The following is a 24172-nucleotide window of genomic DNA, read 5'->3' on the forward strand; positions in this document are numbered from 1 at the left end:
TGGCTAATTGCCTTTAAGGATTTCCCTGGTGCGAAGGCCACAAACGACCTGGCGACAGGCTGCTCCTCCAAGCCCCGTCTGCCTGGGAACCAACTACCCAACACCGACCTGCTTTGGTGCGCCTGCGCCTCAAATAAAGTCATCGGGCACACTTTCACTTCGTATTTTTTGCACTTAACTGTTCAGCATGCACATAGGCGGTAGTGCCAGGCGCCCGTTCCGAGCGGCTTCTCCCACTGGGTGAAAAGCGGCCTGTATCTTGCTCTCCCTGCTCCCGACTACAACCTGGAGCCCCGTGCAATGAGCTCATCCAGCGAATTCCCGCTCAGCGAAGCCCCGCAGTCCGCCCGCAAGGGCTTGCTGCCGATCGCGATGGTCCTGTTCAGCTTCACCTTCTTTACCGGCACGATGTTCGCCGGCGGCAAGCTGGGCATGGCCTTCAATTTTGTCGACATGCTATGGGTGGCGGCCATCGGCAACAGCCTGCTGGCCCTGTATGCCGCAGCACTCGCGTTCATCGCCGCGCGCAGCGGGCTGAACACCGTGTTGATGGGGCGCTTCTGTTTCGGTGAAGCGGGTAGCCGGCTCTCCGATTTCCTGCTGGGTTTCGCCGAACTGGGCTGGTACGCCTGGGGCACGGCCACGGTGGCCATCGTGCTGGTCAGGCTGCTGGGGCTGGCGGAAGGCTTAGGCATGCCGTTGATGGTGCTGTTTGGCCTGGGCTTCAGCCTCACGGCCATCATCGGCTTCAAGGGCCTGGATGTACTGTCGCGGGTATCGGTGCCGCTGATGTTCGGCCTGCTGGTGGTATCGATGTACATCGCTACCCGCGATGCCGGGGGGCTTGCCGGCCTGGCCGCGGTGGTGCCGCATGAGGCCATGACCTTTTCAGCAGCGGTAACCATGGTCTTCGGTACCTTCGCCAGTGGTGCCACCCAGGCGACCAATTGGACCCGGCTGGCCCGTAGCGGCCGGGTGGCGGTCATTGCCAGCGTGGTCGCATTCCTGCTCGGCAACGGCCTGATGGTAGTGGCCGGGGCCTGGTGCGCGATGGTCTACCAGCAGGCCGATATCGTCGAGGTAATGGTGCTGCAAGGGCTGTCGTTCGCGGCGGTGGTCATGCTCTGCCTGAACCTGTGGACGATCCAGGGGCCGACCATCTACAACGTGTCGGCGGCTGCCTGCCACCTGCTGCGCAGCGAGCGCCGGCGTACCGCAACGCTGGTGGCCGCCGGCGTCGGGATTGTGCTGGCGATCGGCGGCATGTACGAATTGCTGATCCCGTTCCTGGTGCTGCTGGGCTCGATCATTCCGCCACTGGGTGGGGTGATCATGGCCGATTTCTGGTACCGCCACCGCGGCAGGTTCCCGGCCCTCGGCACGGCACGCCTGCCACGCTACAACCTGACCGGGCTGTCTGCCTATGCCGTGGGCGCGGTGCTGGCCTGCGCCTCGCCGTGGATCGCCCCGCTGGTAGGCATCGGCGCTTCGGCACTGTGCTACATCGCCTTCGTCGAACTGGCTGCTCGGCGCCGCGCGCCAGGCCAGGCAGGCGTCGAGCCGTGAGCCTGGCGCTGGAGGAGATCCTGCAGTTGCCCGGCCTGCACCAACTGAGCGTGCGGGCCGGGGCGCGCAGCCTGCACCGCCGGGTGCGTTGGCCGTACGTGGCAGAAAACGAAGGCATCGCCGAATGGGTGATGGGCGGCGAACTGGTGTTCGTCACCGGTATAAACCACCCACGCGGTGAGGCCAACCTGCTGAGCCTGATAGAGGATGGCGATGCTGTGGGTATTGCCGGCATGGTCATTCTCACCGGCGACAGTTTCATCCAGGTCATCCCGCCAGCGGTCATCGCCCGTGCCGAACAGTTGGGCCTGCCGCTGATCGAGCAACCGTATGCGCTGAAGATGGTGGTGGTGACCCACCTGATCGGCACGGCGCTGGTGCAGACCAGCCAGGCGCGCCGCTCGCGCAATGACATACTGGGCCAGCTGCTCACCGGCGACTACCCGAGCCTGGCGATTGCCCGGCAACGGGCAGCGCACCTGCGATTGGCCCTGGATGAGCCGCGGCGCCTGCTGGCCTTGCGCCTGTCAGGTGTGGATGAGGTGTTCGAGCGCCACGGCCTGGTACTGGGTGAACGTGCCTGGCAGGCTATCCGCCAGGCCCTGGAAGACCAGCTCGAAGCCTGGTGCCGGCAACATCCGGGCAGTGTCACCGCGCAGTTGCCCGGCGACCTGTTCGTGGTGCTGCTGGCCGACAGCCGCGACCTGCCCGAGGTACTGGCTACTCTCTACCGGCAGTTGCAGGCGGCGACCGGCGAACTGCAGCTGTACATGGGCCTGTCGGCCCTGGCCGACGATTGCGCGCACTACCGCCAGGCCCTCAACGAGGCGCGCCAGGCGCTGGATGTAGCGCGGCACTTGCGTCCGGCCAACGGCTACTGCAACTTCAGCGAACTGGGTGTTCTACGCCTGCTACAAGGCATTTTCGACCGCTCGCTGATCGACGATTTCGTCAGCCGCACCCTCGGCCCGCTGATCAGCCCCGGGCGCAAACGTGCCCATGCGCTGGTGCACACCCTGGACGCCCTGCTCATGGAAAATGGCAACGGTTTCAAGGCCGCACAGCGCCTGGGGCTGCACCGCAACACCGTCAACCAGCGCATCCTGCGCATCGAACAACTTAGCGGGCAGTCTCTCGACGACCCGCTTTTTCGCATGAATGCTTCCGTCGCCCTGTTGATATGGCGCATGAGCGAAGACCACGGCAAGGAGTAACAAGATGAACGTTATCAACGCACGCCTGCGCGGCAAGCCCGGATTGTTCCGCATCGAACTGGACGGCGAGCGCATTGCCGCCATCTTCGCCCAGGCCAAGGTGGTGACGCCCGGCAATGTGGGCGACCTGGATGCGCGGCAAAACCTGGTGATAGCACCTTTCGTCGAACCGCACATTCACCTCGATGCCACGCTGACCGCCGGCGAGCCGCAGTGGAACATGAGCGGTACCCTGTTCGAAGGCATCGAGCGCTGGGCCGAGCGCAAGCAGATCACCACCCACGACGACATCAAGACCCGTGCGAAGAAGACCATCGACATGCTGGTGGAGCATGGCATCCAGCATGTCCGCACCCACGTCGATGTTACCGACCCGACCCTTACCGCGCTCAAGGCCATGGTCGAGGTGCGTGACGAAGTGCGTCACCTGGTCGACCTGCAGATCGTTGCGTTCCCCCAGGAGGGCATCGAGTCGTATGCCAACGGCCGGGCGCTGATGAGCGAAGCGGTGGCCATCGGCGCCGATGTGGTTGGTGGTATTCCGCATTTCGAGAACACCCGCGACCAGGGCGTGTCGTCGGTGAAGTTCCTGATGGACCTGGCCGAACGTACCGGCTGCCTGGTGGACGTGCACTGCGACGAAACCGACGATCCGCAGTCGCGCTTCCTTGAAGTGCTGGCCGAAGAGGCCCGGGTGCGCGGCATGGGGCCGCGGGTTACCGCCAGCCACACGGTGGCCATGGGTTCCTACGACAATGCCTACTGCTACAAGCTGTTTCGCCTGCTGAAGCTGTCCGGTATCAATTTCGTCTCCTGCCCGACCGAGAGCATTCACCTGCAAGGGCGTTTCGACAACTACCCGAAACGCCGTGGCGTCACCCGCGTGGCCGAGATCGATCGCGCCGGGATGAACGTGTGCTTTGGCCAGGACTCCATCGTCGACCCTTGGTACCCGTTGGGCAACGGCAACATCCTGCGCATTCTCGAGGCCGGCCTGCACATCTGCCACATGCTCGGTTATGAAGACCTGCAGCGCTGCCTGGACCTGATCACCGACAATAGCGCCCGAACCTTGAACCTGGGGGAGGGCTACGGTATCGAGGCAGGGCGACCGGCGAACCTGCTACTGCTGTCGGCAGCGGATGATTACGAAATGGTACGCAGCCAGGGGCATGCGCTGGTGTCGGTGCGGCACGGCAAGGTGCTGATGCAGCGCACACCAGCGCAAGTTCAGCGCTTTACCTGAAACGGCGTGGCCTCAGGCGGTCATCGCCGCCAGCGCGCAGCTCGAGATCTGGGCGTCCTGCACCGCCACACCGGTCAGGTCCGCCAGGGTAATCTGGTCAGCGTGCTGCCGCCCAGGGGCGCCGCTGGCGAGCAAGGTACCCAGCTCGATCAGTTGCGTCGTGTCGATCTGGCCGCTGCGCAAGGCGTGGGCAACTTCGCCGTACTGGCTGCACTGGGCGACCGAGTCGACGACGATGCGTTCTGCCCTGGCCACCAGCGCCGGGTCCAGCTCCTGCTTGCCTGGCCCGTCGGCACCCACAGCGGTAATGTGCGTGCCGGGCCGGACCCACTCGCTGAACAACAGCGGCTGGCGCGAAGGGGTGGTGCAGACAATCAGGTTGGCCGCCGCCGCAACCTCGGCGGCGTCCTGCGTGGTGCGCACCTGATAACCCAGTGCGCGGGCAAACGCACGGTAGGCAGCCAGCCCGCTGTCCTGCCGCCCCCAGACCACGACCTGACGGCACTCGGTGATGGCGCCCAGCTGTTCAAGCTGCATCCGCGCCTGCATGCCCGTGCCCAGTATGCCGATCGCACTGACCCGCGGCGGTGCCAGCAACCGTGCGGCAATACGCCCGGCCAGGGCAGTGCGCATGCCGGTCAGCCAACCCTCGTCATGCAGCAGCGCCAACGGCTGCCCGGTGTGCGCAGACAGCACCAGCATCAAGCCATCGTTGCTCGGCAGGCCTGTGCCCGGATTGTCATAGAAGCCGGTGGAGATTTTGACAGTGAACGTGGCGCTGCCTTCTATATAGGCCGACTTCACGCAGCAGTCGCCGTTCGCCCCTGGGAAACTGAAGCCCTGGATCGGTGGTACCTGTACCTTGCCTGCGGAGAAGGCGATGAAGCCTTGTTCCAGGCAGTGCAGAGCGAGCTCGGGGTCGAGGCTGGCAATGATCCGGGCCTTGCTAAAGCACCTCACTGGACCGCCCTGAGGAATGCGTCCAGCACGATGTTGCGGCCACACAGGATGACCGCGACGCGCTTGCCGCGGTAACGCTCGGCCAGCTTCTGCATGCCGGCGACGGCGACCGCCGCGGCCCCTTCGATGATCCAGCGTTCACTGCTGGCGATCTCGCGCATGGCAACTTTGATTTCGGCTTCGCTGACCAGCACGGTGTCGGTCAGCAACGCCTGGCACAGCGGGAAGGTAATGCTGCCAGGCTCGACGCCGCCAGCGGTACCGTCGGACAGCGTGTCGGTGGCATTCACCTCGATGATCTCGCCGGCCTTGAGCGACTGCTCCAGCGCCGGGTCGTTTTCTGGCCAGCAGCCGATGATATCGGTACCCGGCTTGAGTACCCGCAGGGCTGCAGCAATGCCGGAGATCATCCCGCCACCACCAACGGCAACGAACACCGCGTCCAGGTCGGGTGCCTGCTCGAACAGCTCGAAGCCGATGGTGCCTTGCCCGGCAATGACCTGCGGGTCGTTGTAGGGTGAGACGAATGGCTTGCCCTGGGCCTGGGCCTGCCTGGCAGCCTCCAGTTCGGCGCCCAACGGGTCGGTGGGCAAGCCGATCACCTCTGCGCCAAGTGCGCGCATGGCCTGTACTTTGTAGGCAGAAGCGCCATTGCTGGTGTACACGGTGACCGGCACCCCAGCTGCTTTACCTGCCAGTGCCAGCGCCTGGCCGTGGTTGCCGGAAGAAGCGGCAATCACCCCGTGGGTACGCTGGTCCTCCGGCAACAGGCGGATCTTGTTGCTGGCCCCACGAAACTTGAACGAGCCGGTGTGCTGCAGGTGCTCGCACTTGAGCAGCACCTGGCAGCCGCTGATTGCCGACAGCCGGGCACTGCAAGTCAGCGGTGTGATGCTGACGGCCGGGCGTAGCGCCACATGGGCATCCTTGATCGCCTGGTACAGCGTGTCGAGGTAAGTGGCATCGACGGGGGGCGAACCTGTGGCGGTGGACATGATTGCACTCCTGAACAATCGTAGAAAGTTAGTCCACCATAGACATATTGTCCATTAATGACAAGAGGGTGAGCCCGCCCACCCGCGCCACTGCCTGGCTCGCCAGCGTCATGGAACGAAAAGCAAGGCGCTGCCTGCGCCTAGGCGCGCAGTTCCTTCAGGTACTTGTACACCGTGGCGCGGCCCATATTGAGCACTTTGGCGATGTAGTCGGCAGCGCTACGCCCTTCGAACGCGCCCTCGGCATGCAACGCCTGCACCAGGCTGCGCTTGTCTTTTGCCTGCAACGTTTGCAGGGACAGGTTGCGTTGTCGAAGCCAGGCATGCAGGAAGGTGTTGATGCGTTCCTGCCAGTCGTTGCGGAACAGCGAGTCGGGCTGCGGCACCAGCCGGCTCATCTGGAAGAAGGCATCCAGCGCTGCGCGTGCCTGCTCCAGTACCGAAACATTCAGGTTGATGCACATCAGGTGCTCGGCTTCACCGGCCTGGTTGCGCAGCACGGTACTGATCGAGCGGATCTTCTGGCCGTTCCAGTTGAGCTTTTCGTAGGGGCCCAGGTTGACCCCGTTCAACAGGTCCTCCAGCTCATGGTCGATCGCCGATTCATCGCCCAGTTTGCGCTGGGAGAAATTGTTGGCGATGTGAACGACGGTCTGGCTGCGCAGTTCGTGAACGATGACTTCAGCGTGCGGGTACAGCAGCAGCGCGATGCTGTCGGCGATTGCCTTGTAGTTTTCCAGGGTCATTTTCTGTCGATGATCGGAGGCCAGGCACCATGGTGGCGGCAAAGCGTAACCGACACAAGGCGCCTTGCCGGCCGGCTTCGTACGCTTGCCTGAGCGCAGGACAGGCAGTTTTTTCCTATCACATGCGATAAGCCGTGATTATTCTTTCTTAGCAACGCTTTCCAGGCACGCTTGCATATCGGCATAATTGGTATGTAATTACATGGTACATAACACAGTACAAAATCGTAGGAGCAGGCATGGCCCGGGGCGGTATCAACAAGGTGGTAGTGCAGCAAGCGCGGCAGGCACTGATTGCCCGGGGCGAAAACCCCAGCATCGATGCCATTCGTATCGAGCTGGGCAATACCGGCTCCAAGACCACGATCCACCGCTACCTGAAGGAGCTGAACGGCCAGCAGCCCGTCGCCGCCGAGGGCGGCATGGCACTGAGCGACGTGCTCAGCCGAATGGTCGGGCAGCTGGCAACCCAGTTGCAGGACGAGGCTGACCTGAAGATCGAGCAGGCCGAAAGCCGCTTCATCGAACAGCGCGAGCAGCTCGAAGCGCAGCTGGCAATCGCTCGGCAGGCTTTGGCGGCCGCGCATCAACAGCATCAGATCGACGCGGCCGCCTTGGCCGCCGAAGCGGAAAAGCTGCGCTCCACCCAAAGCACCCTGCAAGCCGAACAGCTGCGCAGTGCCAGCCTCAACCAGGCGCTCGGCGAGCTGCAGGTGCGCCTGGCGGACAAGGACGAGCAAGTGAAGTCGCTGGAGGACAAGCACCGCCATGCCCGCGACGCGCTGGAGCACTACCGCAATGCCAGCCGCGAACAGCGCGAACAGGAACAACGCCGCCACGAAGCGCAACTGCAGCAGTTGCAGGTGGAAGTGCGCCAGTTGCAGCAGGGCATGGTCGTCAAGCAGGACGAACTGACCCGCCTGCACCGCGATAACGAGCGGTTGCTCGGGGAACACCGCCAGGCCTCCGGTGCCTGCAGGGCGCAGGAACAACTACTGGAGCAGCGTGATGCGCAGATCCAGGGCCTGCGCACGATCCTGGCCCAGGCGCAGGGTGCCAGCGAGGAGATGCGTCGGCAGCTGGAGGCTCAGGCGCAGAGCCTGGAGCAGCGCCGCGACCAGTGCGCCGAAATGGCGCGGCAACTGCAGCGCCTTGATGAGCAGTTGAAGGAACGTGATGAAGCACTGGCACAGTGCAAGGCGCAACTGCCCCAGGCTGCAGATTGATCAAACTTTTTCGGGTGGGTGCTTTCTTCCCTATACATTCCCTGGAGATAGTGCCATGCCCGAATCGCCACCCGAACGCAAAGAGGGGCCTCACTCGTCCGAGCAGGCCGATAAGAAGGTCGACCTGGGTTTCGACCCGGATTCACCGGATGCAGAAGACCCGCAAGTCGACCCGCAAGGGCCGGCCAAGCCCCCCAGAGACGTTGAGAAAAAACCATAGGCTCTGGCTAGCAGCCATCGCCGGCAAACCAGCCACCCCATCGGCCGCCTCTGATACCAGGCGCGGCCGATGGGGCACTGGCTTACCGGCGACAGGGCGGGCCAGGCAAGCAACACTCAAGTGTCGGCTTGCCTGGCAGCCTCCACACCCGCCGCCGACAGCTTGATCGGGTAGTTGACACTGATCTGGTGGTCGCTGCCGACCGCCACACTGCCGTCCTGGATCAAACCGGCCTCCTGCAAGGTCTTGAGCATACCGGCCATCCGCTTTCTCGCCGCGGTAGTTGTCCAGCACCTCCTTGCCGAGCCCTTGAGGGTGGGCGTGCAGCAGGCGGGTCAGAACCTCGGCCTTCAATGCATCGTTACTCATGGCGGGCCTCACTTGCCGTGCTTGGCCTGAAGTGCCTTGGCGTGCTCCAGATGCTGTTCGAGCTTGGGCAGGGTTTCGCTGGCGAAGGCCTTCAGTTCGGCCTTGTCAGACGAGGCGGCCTCTTTCTTGAACAGTTCCACCGCCTTTTCGTGAGCATCCACCTGGTTGTTGATGTAGGCCTTGTCGAAGGACTCCTCGCGCCATTCCAGGATCATTTTCTTGACCTTGTCAGTGATCGCCGCTTCATCGGGTACGGAAATGTCCAGCTTGCGAGCGATGTCACCGAGTTTCTGGTTGGCCTGGGTGTGGTCAGTGACCATTTGCTGGGCGAATGTCTTGATCTCGGTGTTCTGGCTTTTCTCCTGGGCCAGCTTACCGGTAACCACTTCGGCAATGCCGGACTCGGTGGCCGCCTCGACAAAGTCATCGGAACTCGCCGCCAGGGCATGTACCGATGCCAGGCCCAGCACCATGGAAAAACCGACGCGCTTGATGAAGAGATTGCTCATGCTTCACTCCTTAAACCGTGACGCGACCTCAGTGTCGCGTACGGTTGAGGGTGAAAGCAGGGCAAAGGTTTAATCTTTTTCCTCGTCGGCGGTGTCCACATGCTGGTCAACTATAGTGAACAGCGGCAAGCGCGAGGTGGCCAGGGATTTCAATGTACGCAGCCAGGAATAAGGACGAAGAGGGGCTTTTCGCCATAACCGGTGAGGGCCGTGCCGTGGCGCTGTTCCGTCTGGTTCTGGCGTTCATGCTGATGGTGATGCTGGCTTTCGTCGTGGTCGAAGGCTGGCGCATCTGGCGCGACTACCGCTATGCCTTTACCAATGCCGAGAACATGGTCACCAACCTGGCCAGGGCCACGGCGCAACATGCTGAAGATGCCATCCGCCAGGTAGATGCCATCACCGCAGCCCTGGCCGAGCGCCTGGAAGGCGATGGCTTCGGGCATATCGACCGGCCGCGCTTGCATGCCTTGCTGGTACAGCAAAAGAACATCATGCCGCAGCTGCATGGATTGTTCGTGTATGACGCCGAGGGCAACTGGATCGTTACCGACCAGGCAGCAATACCGCCCAAGGCCAACAATGCCGACCGCGACTACTTCATCTACCACCGCACCCACAGCGACCGTGGCGTACACATCGGCTCGGTGGTGCGCAGCCGCTCCACGGCTGACTTGATCATTCCCATTTCCCGGCGTCTGGAACATGCCGACGGCAGCTTCGCCGGGGTATTGCTGGGCACCATCAAGGTGGACTGGTTCGTGCATTACTACGGCGACTTCAAGATCGACGAACGCGGCGCGCTGGTACTGGCCCTGCGCGACGGCACCATCCTGGTTCGGCGGCCTTTCGTCGAGAGGGTAGTGGGGAGCAGCCTGGCCAAGAGCGAGATATTCCGCAACCATCTGCCCTACGCCGCAGAGGGGCTGGTAGAAGCGGTTGCGGTGGTAGACGGCACGCCACGGCTGTATGCCTATCGCGCGCTGGCGAGCTATCCGTTGGTGGTGGAGGCCGGCTTGTCGCGCGAGTCGATCGTCGCACCCTGGCGGCACGATGCGATCAAATCAATGGCCGTGCTGCTGCTTTTGCTGTTAGGGCTGGCGGCATTTGGTGGTGTGGTACTGCGCCAGTTGCGCGAGCGTATCTTCATCGAGCGGGCGCTGCACCAGGCGCACCAGACGCTCAAGTCGCTGGCCTTGACCGATAGCCTGACCGGGCTGGGCAACCGCCGGCGGCTGGATGCGGTGTTCGAAGCGGAACTGCGTCGGGCGCGGCGCCAGGGCTATTCGCTGACCCTGGTGATGCTCGACCTGGACTACTTCAAGGCCTACAACGACCGCTATGGCCACCCGGCGGGCGACCAGTGCCTGCGGCGCTTTGGCGAAGTGCTGCAACAGGCGCTGAAACGGCCGGCCGACCTGGCAGTGCGCTACGGTGGCGAGGAGTTCACTCTGCTGCTGCCCGACACCGATGCCCGCGGGGCGGAACTGCTAGTGGAGGAGGTACAGCAGCTGTTGCGCCGGCAGATGCTGGAGCATGCAGGCAGCCCGTTGGGGCGGTTATCGTGCAGTGCCGGCATCGCCACGGGGGATCCGGCGCGGGAGGAGGTGACCGCCGAGCGGCTGATGGCGGCAGCAGATGCGGCTTTGTATGAGGCCAAACGTCAAGGCCGGGACAGGTACTGCGTGGCGCAGGACAGCTGGGCAAGTGCAGATTCCTGAGCCTGCTGGCGAGCGGCAGGGGCGCGTTGCGCGCCCGGGCTCATCGCCCTAGACCCAGGCGCATCGCGCAGCGCCCGACGAGGCCATGGGCAAGCTCATCGGCAAGGATGCCACGCAGGCGTGTATCCAGCCGTTCCTCGTCAATTCTTTCGAAGCCGAAACGTGCGTAGAACGGCGCATTCCACGGCACATCGGCAAACGTGGTCAAGGTCAGCTCGCGGGCACCCGCCTGGCGCGCGGCATCCACCACCTGCCGCAGCAAGGCGCGGCCGACGCCTTGCCCCTGGGCCTGGCGTTCCACCGAAATCTCGCACAGGTGCAGCGCCTGCCGCTCGAACCGGGCACAGGCGAAACCGAGCACATGCCCTTGCAGGTCGTCGGCAACCCAGCTGGCGCCTGCGGCGACGAATGCGCGGTGCGCATCAACGTCCAGCACATCGGCCTGCGCCAGCCACGCCAGTGCCGGCCAGTCAGCGAAAGCCTGGGCAGCCGAGCGTTCTACCGCCGGCAGCCATTGGATATCGCGCTCGAGGGTAGGGCGGATGGGCATGGACTCACTCCTTGCAAAGCGCTACGTCTTAATCCGAAGCGCGCAGCCGGTCAAGGGCTGAAACGTGACAATGGCTTCATCAGCCAGCACCAGCAACCGGTCACGCCTGCATGGAAAAAATGCCAGGCAATCGGTACCCTTGCGCCTTCATTCGCCATCCACCGGACTGTTCCATGCTGTTCAATCTTGCCGTGCTGTTCGGCACCCTGGTGGCCATGGAGGGTGTTGGCACGTTGGCCCACAAGTACATCATGCATGGCTGGGGTTGGTGGCTGCACCGCTCGCACCATGAGCCACAACTGGGCATGCTGGAAACCAACGACCTGTACCTGCTGGCCCTGGGGTTGATCGCCACGGCGCTGGTTGCCCTGGGCAAGGGCAGTTATGCGCCATTGCAGTGGGTTGGCGCTGGCGTGGCGGGCTACGGGGTACTGTATGTCGTGGCCCATGACGGGTTGTTTCATCGGCACTGGCCACGTAAGCCACGCCCGGTCAACCGCTACCTCAAGCGCCTGCACCGCGCGCACCGCTTGCACCATGCGGTGAAGGGACGCACCGGGAGTGTATCGTTCGGGTTCTTCTATGCACCGCCGTTGCGGGTTTTGAAACAGCAGTTGCGCAGCAGGCGCAGCCAGCCGTGACAATCGCGACTGGCCTTGCCTGCGGCAATGCCTTCAATTCACTGCCTCACCCTTGGCCTGCAGCGCCACATGCCCGCGGCTGACCCACCAGCCGAACCCCGCCGCCGTGAAGAACATGATCAGGCTATACAGCGCCGCCGGTACGGCCATGGTCGCGTTGTTCAGCAGTGAAGGGCTCAACGCCAGGGCAATCGCCAAGGTGCCGTTGTGGATGCCGATCTCCATGCCGATGGCAATCGCCTGGCGCTTGGGAATCGCCAGCAGGCGCGGCACCCAGTAGCCCGTGGCCAGGCTCAGCAGGTTGAACAGCAGTGCGGCCAGGCCCACCAGCGGCGCGTACTCGAGCACTGTCTGCCAGTCCTTGGCCAGGGCCAACACGATGGTGAAGGCCAGGAACAGCGCCGCTACCAGCTTCATCGGCTTTTCCATGCGTGCGGCAAACGCGGGCGCGAAATGACGAACCAGCATGCCCAGCGCCACGGGCAGCAGCACGATGGCAAACACCTGCATGACCTTGGCGAACTGCAGCGGGATAGCCTGGTCCGAGGCCATGAACCAGCTCAGCGACAGGTTCACCAGTAATGGCATGGTCAGGATCGCGATCAGCGAGTTGACCGCAGTCAGGGTGATGTTCAATGCCACGTCGCCGTGCGCCAGGTGGCTGAACAGGTTGGCGGTGGTGCCACCTGGCGAGGCGGCCAGTAGCATCAGCCCCACCGCCAGCGCTGGCGCCAGGGCAAAGCCGTTGGCAATCAGGAAGCACACCAGTGGCAGCAGCAGGATCTGGCAGGCCAGGCCGACCAGCACCGGCTTGGGATATTTCACCACGCGGGCGAAATCGGCCAGGGTCAGCGACAAGCCGAGGCCGAGCATGATGATGCCCAGGGCCAGCGGCAGAACGGCAGTGAGCAAGGGTGAAGCAGTCATGGCGGGCCCCCTGGGCGAACGATCGCCAGAAGTGTAGGCCGCGGCTGATCGAGCGCTAAGCGCAAAGCGCCAGCTTTGGTAACCATTTGTTGCCAGATGCTAGATGTCAGCAGCCGGCGGGGCCACATGTCGCGTTGCAGCACGCCTGCCGGCGCAGTAGCATTCCCGGTTTTACCGAGGATTAGCCTGTCATGCCGTTTCAGCAAGGTCTGCTTGCCACACCGGTGCCGGTTCACGCCCGCCACCTGTTCTTTGCCATCGAAGCACTGGAAGCGCTGCCGGCAGCCCTGGAAGCGCTGCCGGCAGCCCTGGATGCGCTGGCGGGCCATGTCGACGGCGTGCGCCTGACGCTGGGCGTCGGTGCACCGTTGGCAAAAGCCCTGGGCAGCCAGGTCGATGGCCTGAAGCCTTTCCCGCAACTGGACGCCGTGGTGGAAAACCCCAGCACCCAGCATGCCCTGTGGCTGTGGCTGCGCGGGGAAGAGCGTGGCGACCTGTACCTGCGGGCCCAGGCCCTGGAACAGCTGTTGAGCCCGGCATTCAGCCTGGTGGACCAGGTGGACGGTTTTCTCCACCAGGGCGGGCGTGACCTCACCGGTTATGAAGACGGTACCGAAAACCCACGTGATGAGGCCGCCGTCGAGGCGGCCATCCTCAAGGCTGCGCAGCCTGGCCTCGACGGGTCGTGCTTTGCGGCATTCCAGCTGTGGAAGCACGACTTGCAGTACTTCAAGTCGCTGCCCCAGCACGCACAGGACGACATCATCGGCCGCCGCCTGAGCGACAACGAAGAACTGGATGACGCGCCGGAGTCTGCACACGTCAAGCGAACCGCCCAGGAGAGCTTCGCGCCGGAGGCGTTCATGGTACGTCGCTCGGTGTCCTGGGCAGACACCCGTGGCGCGGGCCTGGCCTTCGTCGCGCTGGGCCGCAGCTTCGACGCCTTCGAGGTGCAGCTGCGACGCATGAGCGGCCTGGAGGACGGCATCATTGACGGCCTGTACCGCTTCAGCCGGCCGCTCACTGGTGGCTATTACTGGTGCCCACCGATGACCGACACCGGTGTCGACCTGCGCCTGTTGCTGTCGGCCTGACAGCTGAACATCCCGCCCTTGGCACATTCGCCAGGGGCTCTGCGGTGGCGCAAGGCTGCCGCTGCGCTGCCCATTCAGCAGGCCCCTCCGTGCGACTCTGTGGCGCGCCAAATATGGCGTTGCCGCTTATTTAATGCCGCTGGTCCGAACGCTTCGCAATAAACCGAATCCCTCGATATGACCGAACTCCGAACAGGTGTACGGCAGGTAATGCCGTGCATTCCGAAGTCATACGAGGTTTAAGACCATGGCCAACAAAGAGAACAGCCGTACCGGCAATCAACAAGGCAGCCAGGGTGGTAACAAGAACCCAGGCAACTTTGCCAATGACCGCGAGAAAGCCTCCGAAGCTGGACGCAAGGGCGGCCAGCATTCCGGTGGCGGCCGCAGCAGTGAATCGAGCCGCAAAGGCGGCCGTTCGTAAGTGAGGCTACGCAGTGCCGGGTTAGCCTGGCACTGCGATTTTGCGCAAAAAGGAGTGCCCCATGCGATTGCTCCCCCTGATAGCCCTGATGGGCGCCTTCACCCTGGTCGGCGGCTGTTTCGACCGCGACAAAGACCACCCGGCGAAAGATGCCGACCAAAGCAAACCGTCCCTGCAGATGCAGCAACCCGACGACAAGCCTGCTTCACAACCTGCGCCAGGCCCTGAGCCGATGCCCGGGCAGAAACCCAGCCAATAACAGCGCACAAGGAATACGGCATGACGGTCACAACCTGCAAGACCGCCGCGATGGTACCGGCCTCGACCCATGGGCCAAGCCTGTACGACCGTTACCACGCACTGCTGGGCGGTGCGGATGCGGCCAGCGCCGCATGGTTGAACGAACAGTTGGCTCAGGTGCAAGGTTTGCCGGACGACTTGCCTGCTGACCCAGCACAGCTGGAAGCCTGGAGCGCCCGGCATACTGCCGCGGTCGCTGCAGCCTACGCCGCCTACCTGGCGCAACGCCGCCAGGGCAGCCCACGGCGCTACTTCGCCAATCGCGCCCAGGCGCTGTGGTTCCTGCAGCAGGTCGCGCCCACCAAGGCGGTGGATGGCGCGTGGCTGCACGGCACCCTGCGCCATTGGCGTGACCCGCGCTACCATGGCCTGATCCGCACTTACCTGGAAGAGCTGGGCAGCGGTGATCCGCGCTGCAACCACGTGCTGATCTATCAACGCCTGCTGAGCCGGCTGGGCTGTCTGGACCTACCCGAACTGGATGACCAACGCTACCTGCAAGGGGCCTTGCAACTGGCGCTGGGGCACCATGCCGACGCGTTTCTGCCCGAGGTCATCGGCTACAACCTGGGCTACGAACAACCGCCGCTGCATTTGCTGATCACCACCTACGAACTGGCAGAACTGGGCATCGACGGCCATTACTTCCAGCTGCACGTGACCATCGACAATGCCGCCAGCGGGCATGCCCACCTGTCCATCCAGGCGCTACGCCAGCTGTGTCCGGCAGACGACCTGTGCAGGTTCTACCAACGTGTACGCCAGGGCTATCGCCTGAATGACCTGGGGGTGGATACCCCCAGCCTGATCGACAGTTTCGACCTGCAGGCGGAGCTGCTGATGGCCCTGGAGCACAAGCGGCATTTCGGCCAGTTCATGCATTCCGATCATTGCCGCCTGCAGAAACGCACGGTCAACCAGTGGCTGGCCGAGCCAGGCGGCATGCCGGCGTTCCTCGAAGCCTTGCAGGCGCAGGGCTGGATCCGCCGGGGAGAGGCCCCCGCCAACAGCCGCTGGTGGCGCCTTGTCGAAGGCCCGTCGGCGCCAATGTACGGCGTGTTCACCGCCTACGAGAAACAGCTGTGGCACGACTGGATCGCCGCGGGCTGGCAAGCCCCTGGTTCACGGGTGATGCCTGGCAGCTGGGAGGAGCCATTGCAGCTGGATACACCACTGCAGGGTACGGCACAGGAAACTGACATCGAGACCTTGATCGACAGCATGGCCGGCAACCGTCATGCCACACCGGAAGGATTGCTGGCGACCCAGGGCTACCTGCGTGCCACCGGCCTGGCCCAGGAGGAACCGCGCTGATGCAGCTTGACCCACAACAGATCCAGGCAGACCAGGCGTTGCTGCAATTGGGCAAGCGCCTGCGTGCCGACGGCTACCGCTTCACCTGTGTCACACCGGCCACCCACGCCCGGGTCAACGCCCGCCCAGGGGCGGAGCGGGCCAGGACACTGCGCGATGTGTTCGGCTGGAGCCGCCCGTTTCCGCCCTCGCTGGTTTCCGCCGACGAGCTGGACCAGCTACGCCAGGCGCAGGTATTGGCGACGCGTGGCGAGTGGTTGGTGAGTACGGTCCGCTGGGCCACCCTCGAAGACTTGCTGCTGGTGCACTCGGCGTACCCCACCGACGCCAGCGACGCGGTGTTCTTCGGCCCGGACAGCTACCGTTTCGCCCAGGTGATCCACGACCACCTGCAACGCGCCCCGAAGCGCGTCGAGCATGCCGTGGACATTGGCTGCGGCACCGGTGTCGGTGCCTTGCTGGTGGCCCAGGCGGTACCGCACGCCCAGGTTACCGCCGTGGACATCAATCCGCTTGCGCTGCGCTACACAGCGATCAATGCGGCCCTGGCAGGCGTGAGCAATGTCTCGGTGGAGCCAAGTGACCTGCTCGACGGCATTACCGGCCTGTTCGACCTGATCATCACCAACCCGCCGTACATGCTCGATGTGCAAGAGCGCACCTACCGTCACGGTGGTGGCGCGCTGGGCGCCGAGCTGTCGTTGCGCATCGTCGAACAGGCCCGCGAGCGGCTTGCCCCCGGTGGCTCACTGTTGCTGTATACCGGTGTAGCGATCATTGAAGGCAGGGACCCCTTGCTCGAAGCCATCCGCCTGCGCCTGGCGGGGCCTGGGTGGTCGTGGGTCTACCGCGAGGTCGACCCGGACGTGTTCGGTGAGCAATTGGGCGAGCGCGGCTACGAACAGGTCGAGCGCATCGCCGCAGTCACACTCACCGTCACCCGCAGCGGCTGAGCCGATATGCCAGCGCCTTGCACCTTCGGCATCGAAGAAGAATACCTGCTAGTCGACCTTGCCAGCGGTCGGGTTCCGGCCACCCCTTCGCCGGGGGTGGTCAGGCGCTGCCGCGAGCTGCTGGGCGAGCAATTTGCCCAGGAAATGTTCCGTAGCCAGATCGAAGTGGTGTCCCCGGTATTCGATAACACGCACCAGGCACGGGAATACCTCGCCCAGAGCCGTCAGCGCCTTGGCCAGGCCCTGGCCGAGGAAGGCATGGGCCTATACGGCGCGGCCAGCCATCCGTTTGCCCCGTGGCAGAAGCAGAAAGCAGCCTCTGCGGCGCATTACCGGCAGTTGTTCGATGACTACCAGCACGTGGCGCGACACAGCCTGGTCAATGGCCTGCATGTGCATGTCGGTGTGCCGGCAGGTTGCGACCGGATGCAGCTGATCAATCGCCTGCTGCCGTGGCTGCCGCTGCTGCTGGTACTGAGCACTTCGTCGCCGTTATGGTGCGGCCAGGGTACGGGCTACCTGAGCTACCGCCGGGTGATCTGTGGCGAGTGGCCGCACATGGGCTTGCCCGAGCCTCTGCCTGACTGGTCCGCCTACGAGCGCTACCGGGCCTTGCTGCAACGTACCGGGTCGCTGGCCAAGGATGGTGACTTCTGGTGGGCCGTGCGCCCGTCGCGGCGCTACCCGACCGTTGAGCTGCGCATCTGTGATGCGTGCCCGGACCTGGAAGATGTGCTGTGCATCGCCGGGTTGTTCCGGCATATGGTCGAGCACTGCGTACGCTGGGGGCACGACCCCGAACCGCTGACCCGCGAGCTGCGCTGGGTCGCCCAGGAAAACTACTGGCGCGCCATGCGCCACGGCCGCCACGGCACCTTCATCGGCCAGCAGCAGCAACAGGGCGTTTCCGCTCGCGGCTGGCTGGCCCAGCTGCATGCTGCGTTTCCCGTCGACACGGCCGATGCCGAGCGTGCATTGCTGCGGGCACGATGGATCCTGGAGCACGGGACCAGCGCCGATCGCCAGCTGGCCTGTTTCGAGGGCGCCCGAGCCAGCGGCAGGACGACACCGCAAGCGCTACGCCTGGTCGTGGACCAGGTGCTGGAGGAGGGCGGCAAATATCCTCTTCACCCCCCCACGGCACTTGCATTCGCGCAGGGTTGAACGACAATGGCGGCGCCATTTGCCAGCCATCCGGATACTCCGCACGATGATCTTGACCCAGCAATTCCCTGATATTTCCCTGGCTGACACCTTGTTCGTCTTCGCCCTCGCGGCCGAGGCGGGGAGCGTGTTCGCCGGGATGAACAGCGTGTTCACCGGCATCGGCAAGGTCAATGCCGCCATCGCCCTGACGCGGGCTATCGCCGCCAACAGGCCCAGGCTGATCGTCAACCTCGGGTCGGCTGGCAGCCTGCGGCACGGCAAGGGCGCAGTGGTGTGCTGCACCCGCTTCGTGCAACGTGACATGGACGTGACCCCGCTGGGCTTCGCCCGTTACGAAACGCCGCTGTCGGATATCCCGGTGCTGCTGGAGCACGGCGTGGTGATCCCCGGCCTGCCCGTGGAAACCTGCGGCAGCGGCGACAGCTTCGAGATCAACCACGGCGACGCACCGTACGACGTGGTCGACATGGAGGCCTATGTGCTGGCCTTGATCGCACGCAGCGAGGGCATTCCCTTTGTCTGCCTGAAATACATCTCCGACGATGCCGGCAGCGATGCGGCCGGCGACTGGGCGGTGCAGGTACACCTAGCCGCAGAGGCATTCCAGCGGGTGCTGTTCAACCCAGCGTGACCGCTGGTCGGCGGTGTTGCCAGCTGGAGCAAACCATCGCCCAGGGGGGCTTCTCGAAACCGGTATCGGCCCTGTTACGGGCCAGCCCGGTTTCAGCAGAGGAGTGGCCCCCCATGCCCAACAAACCCCACGACCAGTTCAGCATGCAGAACCCGCTGACCCAGTACCCGCACCCACCGTTCCCGGCCCAGGGCCAGCCTGCGCCGGGCCTGGACGTCAACATGCAGCCCAAGCCCGACCACGGCGAAGCCAGCTACAAGGGCTTCGGCCGCCTGGCCGGGCGCAAGGCACTGATCACCGGCGCAGATTCGGGTATAGGCCGCGCAGTTGCCATTGCCTTCGCCCGCGAGGGGGCCGACATTGCGCTGAACTACATGCCCATCGAACAACCCGATGCCCGCGAAGTGATCAAGCTGATCGAAGCCGAAGGCCGCAAGGTGGTCGCGATTGCCGGCGATCTCAAGGACGAGCAGTTCTGCAAGGAGCTGGTCGAGCAGGCCCACGAACAGCTCGGTGGCCTGGACATCCTGGTCAACGTCGCCGGCAAGCAGGAGGCGCGCAAGGACATCAGCCAGATCACCCACGAGCAGTTCGACCATACCCTGAAAACCAACGTCTACGCGCTGTTCTGGCTGTGCCAGGCGGCGGTGCCGCTGATGCCGGCGGGCGCTACCATCATCAACACGGCCTCGATCCAGTCCTACCAGCCGTCGGCCACCTTGCTCGACTATGCCACCACCAAGGCCGCCATCGTCGCCTTTACCAAGGCCTTGGCCAAGCAGGTGATCGAACGCGGCATCCGGGTCAACGCCGTGGCCCCGGGGCCGATCTGGACCGTACTGCAGCCCAGCGGCGGCCAGCCACCGGAGAAAATCCCCGAATTCGGCGCACAAACGCCGATGAAGCGCCCGGGCCAGCCGGCCGAGTGCGCGCCGGTGTATGTCCTGCTGGCCAGCCAGGAGTCCAGCTACATCACCGGCGAGGTGTTCGGCGTCACCGGCGGCAACCCGTTGCCATAGGGCTGGCCGGCTAAACCTTCGCGGCTCGGTGCAGTCACTTGTGGTATCGGCAGGCAACCTGGGGGCAGATTCATGGCAAGGGCAATCTGGAAAGGCGCCATCAGCTTTGGCCTCGTGCACATCCCTGTGGCCCTCAATACCGCAGTGCGCACCGAGCGCGTCGACTTCGACTGGCTCGACAAGCGCAGCATGGAGCCGGTGGGCTACAAGCGGGTGAACAAGGTCACCGGCAAGGACATCGACAAGGAGAACATCGTCAAAGGGGTCGAGTACGAAAAAGGCCGCTATGTGGTGATCAGCGAAGAAGAGATCCGCAAGGCGCGCCCCGAGGCGACCCAGACCATCGATATCTTTTCGTTCGTCGACGCCGGCGATATCCCTCTGCAGCATTTCGACACGCCGTACTACCTCAGCCCGGACCGGCGAGGTGGCAAGGTGTATGCGCTGCTGCGCGAGACCCTGGCCAGCACCGGCAAGGTGGCGCTGGCCACGGTGGTGCTGCATACCCGTCAGCATCTGGCCTTGCTGCGGCCGCTGGACGAGGCGCTGGTGATGATCACCCTACGCTGGCCGGAAGAGGTGCGTGGCCTGGAAACGCTGGAGCTGGACAGCAGCGTTACCGAAGCCAAGGTGGACAAGCGCGAACTGGACATGGCCAAACGGCTGGTCGAGGACATGACCGGCGCCTGGTCGCCTGACGACTATCATGACGCCTTCCGCCAGACCATTCTCGACCTGGTGGAAGAAAAGGCCAGCAAAGGCAAGATCGAAACGGTGGAAACAGGCGAGGCCAGCGGGAGCGAGAAAGGCGCGGACATCATCGACCTTACCGAGCTGCTCAAGCGCAGCCTTGGCGGCAAGGGCGGCGCGGCAGGCAAGAAAAAGCCAGCGCCAGAAAAGAAGCCCGCCAAACGGACGCGCAAGGCGTCCTGAAGGCCTTTATCCGTGCAAGCTGCCGGGCCAGCCCTTACTGGCCCAGCAGCTTGCGCATCCGTGCGGTGATGGACTGGCGTACCTTGCCCATGTCTGCCCAAGGATCGTCGACCTCTGCCAGGCGTTCGCGCAGGTTGTTGATGTTCCATTGGTTGGCGCCCTTGAGCTGGGTGAGCTCTTCACGCCAGATCGGTACCGAAACCGGCAACCCCTCGCGCGCCCGCAGCGAATAGGCGCAGGCAGTGGTGGCGCCCTTGCCGTTGCGCAGGTAGTCGATGAAGATGCGGCCCACGCGGTTTTTCGGCCCGGACACGGCGCTCAGGCGCTCCGGGAACAGCCTGGCCAGGTAATTGACGATGGCGTGGCTGAAGTCTTTCACCTCGTCCCAACTGGCTTTGCGCGTCAGCGGCACGACCACATGGATACCTTTGCCGCCGCTGGTCTTCAGAAACACCTTCAGGCCCAGCTCGTCGAGCAGGGTCAGGGTCAGCTGGGTAGCCTCCAGCATGGCTTTCCAGGGCAGGGCGGGGTCCGGGTCGAGGTCGAGGACGAAGCGGTCGGGCTTGTCGAAATCCTTGTCGGTGCCGTTCCAGGTGTGCAGTTCGAGCATGTTCATCTGCACCGCGCCCAGCAAGGTGTCGGGGCGATTGATGATCATCGCCGCCTGGCCTGCCTCGGCTTTGTCGTAGCTGAGCACGTTGGGGATGTGCAGCTGGCCGGCATTTTTCTGGAAGAACAGCTCGCCCGCCAACCCGTCAGGGGCGCGCACCAAGGCCACCGGGCGGTCCTTGAGCTGCGGCAGGATCCACTGGCTGACCTCGGCGTAATATTCCGCCACGTCGCGCTTGGTGGCGCCGCTGCTGGCGTCGATGACGCGCTCGGGGTGGGTCAGGCGCAAGTCACCGAAGTGCTCCGTGGCCTTGGCGGGCTTGGATTTGGGCAGGGTCTTGCCGGGCATGGCACGCTCCAGGTCAATGGCGGTGGCAGGTTTGTCGTCGCGCAGGCCGTGAAATACCGAATGGCGCACGATCCCTTCGCGGGTCATCTGCGCGTAGGCGACTTCCGCCAGCAACTGTGGCTTCAGCCAGTGCACGCCGCGTGCCTCGGCCCCGCCAGGCGGCTTGGCCAGGGCGGGCTTGGCGATTTCGAGCGGTTTGAGCCGCGCATGGATGCTGTCCAGCGTGGTGGCGCTGAAGCCGGTGCCGACCTTGCCGGCGTAGCGCAACTCACCGCTGTCGTTGTCATGCAGCGCCAGCAGCAGCGCTCCGAAGCCGTTGCGGCTACCTTTCGGCTCGGTAAAGCCGACGATCACGAACTCCTGGCGTTTCTTGCACTTGAGCTTGATCCAGTCAGCACTACGCCGGCCGACGTAGGTGCTGTCCACGCGTTTGCCGATCAAGCCCTCCAGGTCCAGGCGGCAGGCACTGTCCAGCAACGACTCCACCGGCTGGTCGAAATCGGCAGAAAACACCAGGTTGTCGGCTTCATTCGCTTCGAGCAGCTGGCGCAGCGTGTCGCGGCGGTCCTGCAGCGGCACCTGGCGCAGGTCACGGCCGCCGAGAAAGGGCAGGTCGAACAGGTAATAGGTGATCTGTTCGTCGTGATCGGTATCGAATGCGTTCTGCAGCGCCTGGAAGTCTGCCACCCCTTGCTCGTTGTTCACTACCATCTCGCCATCCAGCCAGGCCGAATCGACCCCAAGCTGGCGCAGCGCAGCCACCTGGCGCGGCATCTTGGCGCTCCAGTCATGGCCGTTGCGGGTGAACAGGCGAATGTCATCGCCTTCGATGCGCGCCAGGATGCGGTAGCCGTCGAACTTCACTTCGTAGCGCCAGTCACCCGCCGGTGGCGAGTCGACCAGCGTGGCCAGCTGCGGCTGCAACAGCTCTGGCAGCGGCGCTGCCTTGCCAGTGGCCGAGCGTTTGCCGGCCGCAGGCTTGGCCTTGGCCGGCTTGCCGCTGCTGCGCTTGGGTAGCAGGGTACGGTCGCTGAGCACGCTATCTGGCTGCGCGTCGACGATGCTGTATTCGCTTTCGCTGCGCGCCTGGCTGTCGTGGGACTTGACCAGCATCCACTGCTCCTTCTTGCCGGCCATGTGCGTGCGGAACAGGTTCCATACCCCGCTGAGCTTTTCGCCCTGCAGGCGGAAACGCAGCTTGCCTTTGGCATAGGCCTCGCGGGCGTCCCCCTCCGGCTCCCAGATGCCGCGATCCCAGACAATCACATCGCCGGCACCATAATGCCCTTCGGGGATGTGGCCTTCGAAGTCGGCGTAGTCCAGCGGATGGTCTTCGACGTGCACGGCCAGGCGGCGCACCTTGGGGTCGAGCGATGGGCCTTTCGGGATGGCCCAGCTTTTCAGCGTGCCGTCCAGTTCCAGGCGGAAATCATAATGCAGGTGGCTGGCATCGTGCTTCTGGATGCAGAACTGCAGGGCGTGGGCGCGCTGGGTGCGCTTCTGCTTGCCACTGGGTTCGGGCGTGGCGTTGAAATCGCGTTTGCGTGCGTATTCCTCGAGGGGCTTGGCCATGGCAGGCTCCGGGGCAATTCGCTGTCTTATCGTTGGGAGACAGCTGAAGCAGGGGGAGTTCAAAAAAAAGCCGCTGCAGGTATACAAGAAACTCTGAATCTTCCGGCGCTTGGCGGAGTCGACCGTGAGTAAGCCAACGGAGGAAGACTATCGATGTCCAGACCTGATGATCCCAAACCCTACACGCCGACCGAAATCGACGATACCGAAGACCGCATGGGCAGTGTGCACGAGCTGGACTTCAGTGACCGCCTCGACGATCGCGAAGGGCGAGCGGGTGATGAGCGACCGCCGCAGGAAGTCGCCCAGGAGTTCCCGGCCCGCCGCGTTGCGCAAAGTGGCATGACCGGTGGCGAGACGCTGAGCGACAGCTTGCACGAAGACAACGTGACTTACGACGACCTCAGCCCGGACACCCTGCTGGACGAATCTGGGGCGCGTGACCCGCACGAGCCAGGCCATGGCGGCCCGGCCGACAAGTCCCTGCGCCATGTTGACGCCGGGGAGATTGGCGGCGGCATCGGACTCGATGAAGCCGAGCTGGCCCGCTCCGCGCCGCTGGATGGCCAGCCGTGGAGTGATGATGTAATCGACGAAGACGAGGAGGGCAAGCCATGAGCGAATTACGATGCGCCTGTAGCGAATGTACCTGTACGGTGGACGCCGCCCCCCAGGATGGCAAGGCCTACTGCTGTGAGGCCTGTGCTACCGGGCACCGCAACGGTGAACCGTGCCGCATGCCTGGCTGCAACTGCGCGCAGGCCGCGCAGCCGAAGGAGAGCAATGTGGACAACGCCCTGGACGAAACCTTTCCGGCGAGTGATCCGATTTCGCCGTGACAAGCCCAATTGCGGGGACTGCTTTGCGTTCCTTCGCGGGAAGGCCCGCGAAGGAACGCAAGGCAGCCGGCAACATGG

24 protein-coding genes and 2 pseudogenes are annotated in these 24172 nt (G+C 64.1%); 18 read left to right on the top strand and 8 right to left on the bottom strand.

The window, feature by feature from the left end; all coding sequences use genetic code 11:
• Positions 1–300: 300 nt before the first annotated feature.
• Genes codB through codA form a run of 3 tightly spaced genes read left to right on the top strand, consistent with a single transcriptional unit; the run spans position 301 to position 4026 of the window.
• Positions 301–1566 carry a cytosine permease gene (codB, locus tag HU763_RS12355; protein ID WP_186685964.1) on the top strand — a complete coding sequence of 422 codons (1266 nt, stop codon included), beginning with the start codon at positions 301–303 and terminating at the stop codon, positions 1564–1566.
• Entirely contained in the window at positions 1563–2780 is a 1218-nt protein-coding gene (locus tag HU763_RS12360) for a PucR family transcriptional regulator (RefSeq protein ID WP_186685962.1), read from the top strand. Before codB ends, HU763_RS12360 begins: the two co-directional genes overlap by 4 nt.
• A 4-nt stretch (positions 2781–2784) precedes the next feature.
• Positions 2785–4026 (top strand): cytosine deaminase, encoded by a 1242-nt coding sequence (codA, locus tag HU763_RS12365; protein WP_186685960.1) that lies wholly within the window; start codon positions 2785–2787, stop codon positions 4024–4026.
• Positions 4027–4038: 12 nt separating this feature from the next.
• Here the strand turns inward: codA and HU763_RS12370 are convergent, their stop codons facing one another.
• The 3 genes from HU763_RS12370 to HU763_RS12380 form a co-directional block, all read right to left on the bottom strand.
• Positions 4039–4986 (bottom strand): ornithine cyclodeaminase family protein, encoded by a 948-nt coding sequence (locus tag HU763_RS12370; RefSeq protein WP_186685958.1) that lies wholly within the window; start codon positions 4984–4986, stop codon positions 4039–4041.
• Complete coding sequence (locus tag HU763_RS12375) at positions 4983–5981, bottom strand: threonine/serine dehydratase (protein WP_186685956.1); 999 nt, start codon at positions 5979–5981, stop codon at positions 4983–4985. Before HU763_RS12375 ends, HU763_RS12370 begins: the two co-directional genes overlap by 4 nt.
• A 140-nt stretch (positions 5982–6121) precedes the next feature.
• Entirely contained in the window at positions 6122–6727 is a 606-nt protein-coding gene (locus tag HU763_RS12380; protein ID WP_186685954.1) for a helix-turn-helix transcriptional regulator, read from the bottom strand.
• 239 nt (positions 6728–6966) lie between these two features.
• Here HU763_RS12380 and HU763_RS12385 point away from each other — a divergent pair, with 239 nt between their 5' ends.
• A complete protein-coding gene (locus HU763_RS12385) occupies positions 6967–7953 on the top strand; it encodes a DNA-binding protein (protein WP_170029933.1) in 987 nt (328 codons plus the stop codon).
• A 55-nt stretch (positions 7954–8008) separates the two neighbouring features.
• Positions 8009–8173 (top strand): DUF6021 family protein, encoded by a 165-nt coding sequence (locus HU763_RS24730; RefSeq protein ID WP_225931950.1) that lies wholly within the window; start codon positions 8009–8011, stop codon positions 8171–8173.
• Between the two features lie 116 nt (positions 8174–8289).
• On the opposite strand, the pseudogene HU763_RS12390 reads toward HU763_RS24730, so the two are convergent.
• Both HU763_RS12390 and HU763_RS12395 read right to left on the bottom strand, forming a co-directional pair.
• Positions 8290–8542, bottom strand: a pseudogene (locus HU763_RS12390) (hypothetical protein).
• Positions 8543–8550: 8 nt separating this feature from the next.
• Positions 8551–9051, bottom strand: a complete 501-nt coding sequence (locus tag HU763_RS12395; protein WP_170029928.1) for a DUF4142 domain-containing protein — start codon at positions 9049–9051, stop codon at positions 8551–8553.
• 152 nt (positions 9052–9203) lie between these two features.
• Between HU763_RS12395 and HU763_RS12400 the strand changes: the two genes are divergently transcribed.
• Positions 9204–10772, top strand: coding sequence for a sensor domain-containing diguanylate cyclase (locus tag HU763_RS12400; protein ID WP_186685951.1), 1569 nt, complete (start codon positions 9204–9206; stop codon positions 10770–10772).
• A 40-nt stretch (positions 10773–10812) separates the two neighbouring features.
• Here HU763_RS12400 and HU763_RS12405 read toward each other — a convergent pair whose 3' ends face one another.
• The gene (locus HU763_RS12405; RefSeq protein ID WP_170029925.1) at positions 10813–11322 is read right to left on the bottom strand and encodes a GNAT family N-acetyltransferase; all 510 of its coding nucleotides are present in this window, start codon (positions 11320–11322) and stop codon (positions 10813–10815) included.
• A 173-nt stretch (positions 11323–11495) separates the two neighbouring features.
• Here HU763_RS12405 and HU763_RS12410 point away from each other — a divergent pair, with 173 nt between their 5' ends.
• A complete protein-coding gene (locus tag HU763_RS12410) occupies positions 11496–11963 on the top strand; it encodes a sterol desaturase family protein (RefSeq protein ID WP_170029924.1) in 468 nt (155 codons plus the stop codon).
• A gap of 33 nt (positions 11964–11996) precedes the next feature.
• Here HU763_RS12410 and HU763_RS12415 read toward each other — a convergent pair whose 3' ends face one another.
• Positions 11997–12890: a bile acid:sodium symporter family protein gene (locus HU763_RS12415; RefSeq protein WP_170029923.1), complete on the bottom strand. Its 894-nt coding sequence runs from the start codon at positions 12888–12890 to the stop codon at positions 11997–11999.
• A gap of 191 nt (positions 12891–13081) precedes the next feature.
• Between HU763_RS12415 and HU763_RS12420 the strand changes: the two genes are divergently transcribed.
• From HU763_RS12420 to ku, 9 genes and pseudogenes are all read left to right on the top strand, one after another.
• On the top strand, positions 13082–13984 hold the full coding sequence (locus tag HU763_RS12420) for a Dyp-type peroxidase (protein ID WP_186685948.1): 903 nt from the start codon (positions 13082–13084) through the stop codon (positions 13982–13984).
• Positions 13985–14288: 304 nt separating this feature from the next.
• Positions 14289–14408, top strand: a pseudogene (locus HU763_RS12425) (KGG domain-containing protein); the annotation flags it as partial.
• A 61-nt stretch (positions 14409–14469) separates the two neighbouring features.
• A complete protein-coding gene (locus HU763_RS12430) occupies positions 14470–14667 on the top strand; it encodes a hypothetical protein (RefSeq protein ID WP_186685945.1) in 198 nt (65 codons plus the stop codon).
• A gap of 20 nt (positions 14668–14687) precedes the next feature.
• Positions 14688–16022 (top strand): iron-containing redox enzyme family protein, encoded by a 1335-nt coding sequence (locus HU763_RS12435; protein ID WP_186685942.1) that lies wholly within the window; start codon positions 14688–14690, stop codon positions 16020–16022.
• A complete protein-coding gene (locus HU763_RS12440) occupies positions 16022–16975 on the top strand; it encodes a methyltransferase (RefSeq protein WP_186685940.1) in 954 nt (317 codons plus the stop codon). Before HU763_RS12435 ends, HU763_RS12440 begins: the two co-directional genes overlap by 1 nt.
• Before the next feature lie 6 nt (positions 16976–16981).
• The gene (locus HU763_RS12445) at positions 16982–18139 is read left to right on the top strand and encodes a carboxylate-amine ligase (protein WP_186685937.1); all 1158 of its coding nucleotides are present in this window, start codon (positions 16982–16984) and stop codon (positions 18137–18139) included.
• Positions 18140–18185: 46 nt separating this feature from the next.
• Positions 18186–18773 (top strand): 5'-methylthioadenosine/S-adenosylhomocysteine nucleosidase family protein, encoded by a 588-nt coding sequence (locus HU763_RS12450; protein ID WP_186685934.1) that lies wholly within the window; start codon positions 18186–18188, stop codon positions 18771–18773.
• Positions 18774–18886: 113 nt separating this feature from the next.
• Positions 18887–19792 carry an SDR family oxidoreductase gene (locus HU763_RS12455; protein WP_170029915.1) on the top strand — a complete coding sequence of 302 codons (906 nt, stop codon included), beginning with the start codon at positions 18887–18889 and terminating at the stop codon, positions 19790–19792.
• 72 nt (positions 19793–19864) lie between these two features.
• The gene (gene ku, locus HU763_RS12460; RefSeq protein WP_170029914.1) at positions 19865–20725 is read left to right on the top strand and encodes a non-homologous end joining protein Ku; all 861 of its coding nucleotides are present in this window, start codon (positions 19865–19867) and stop codon (positions 20723–20725) included.
• Positions 20726–20759: 34 nt separating this feature from the next.
• Here the strand turns inward: ku and ligD are convergent, their stop codons facing one another.
• Positions 20760–23255: a DNA ligase D gene (ligD, locus tag HU763_RS12465; RefSeq protein WP_186685931.1), complete on the bottom strand. Its 2496-nt coding sequence runs from the start codon at positions 23253–23255 to the stop codon at positions 20760–20762.
• 153 nt (positions 23256–23408) lie between these two features.
• On the opposite strand from ligD, the gene HU763_RS12470 reads away from it, so the two are divergent.
• Positions 23409–23873, top strand: coding sequence for a phosphotransferase system, HPr-related protein (locus HU763_RS12470; protein WP_170029912.1), 465 nt, complete (start codon positions 23409–23411; stop codon positions 23871–23873).
• Positions 23870–24094 (top strand): metallothionein, encoded by a 225-nt coding sequence (locus HU763_RS12475; protein WP_186674130.1) that lies wholly within the window; start codon positions 23870–23872, stop codon positions 24092–24094. Before HU763_RS12470 ends, HU763_RS12475 begins: the two co-directional genes overlap by 4 nt.
• Positions 24095–24172 lie beyond the last annotated feature (78 nt).

The sequence above is a fragment of the Pseudomonas anuradhapurensis genome (assembly GCF_014269225.2).
GTDB lineage: Bacteria > Pseudomonadota > Gammaproteobacteria > Pseudomonadales > Pseudomonadaceae > Aquipseudomonas > Aquipseudomonas anuradhapurensis.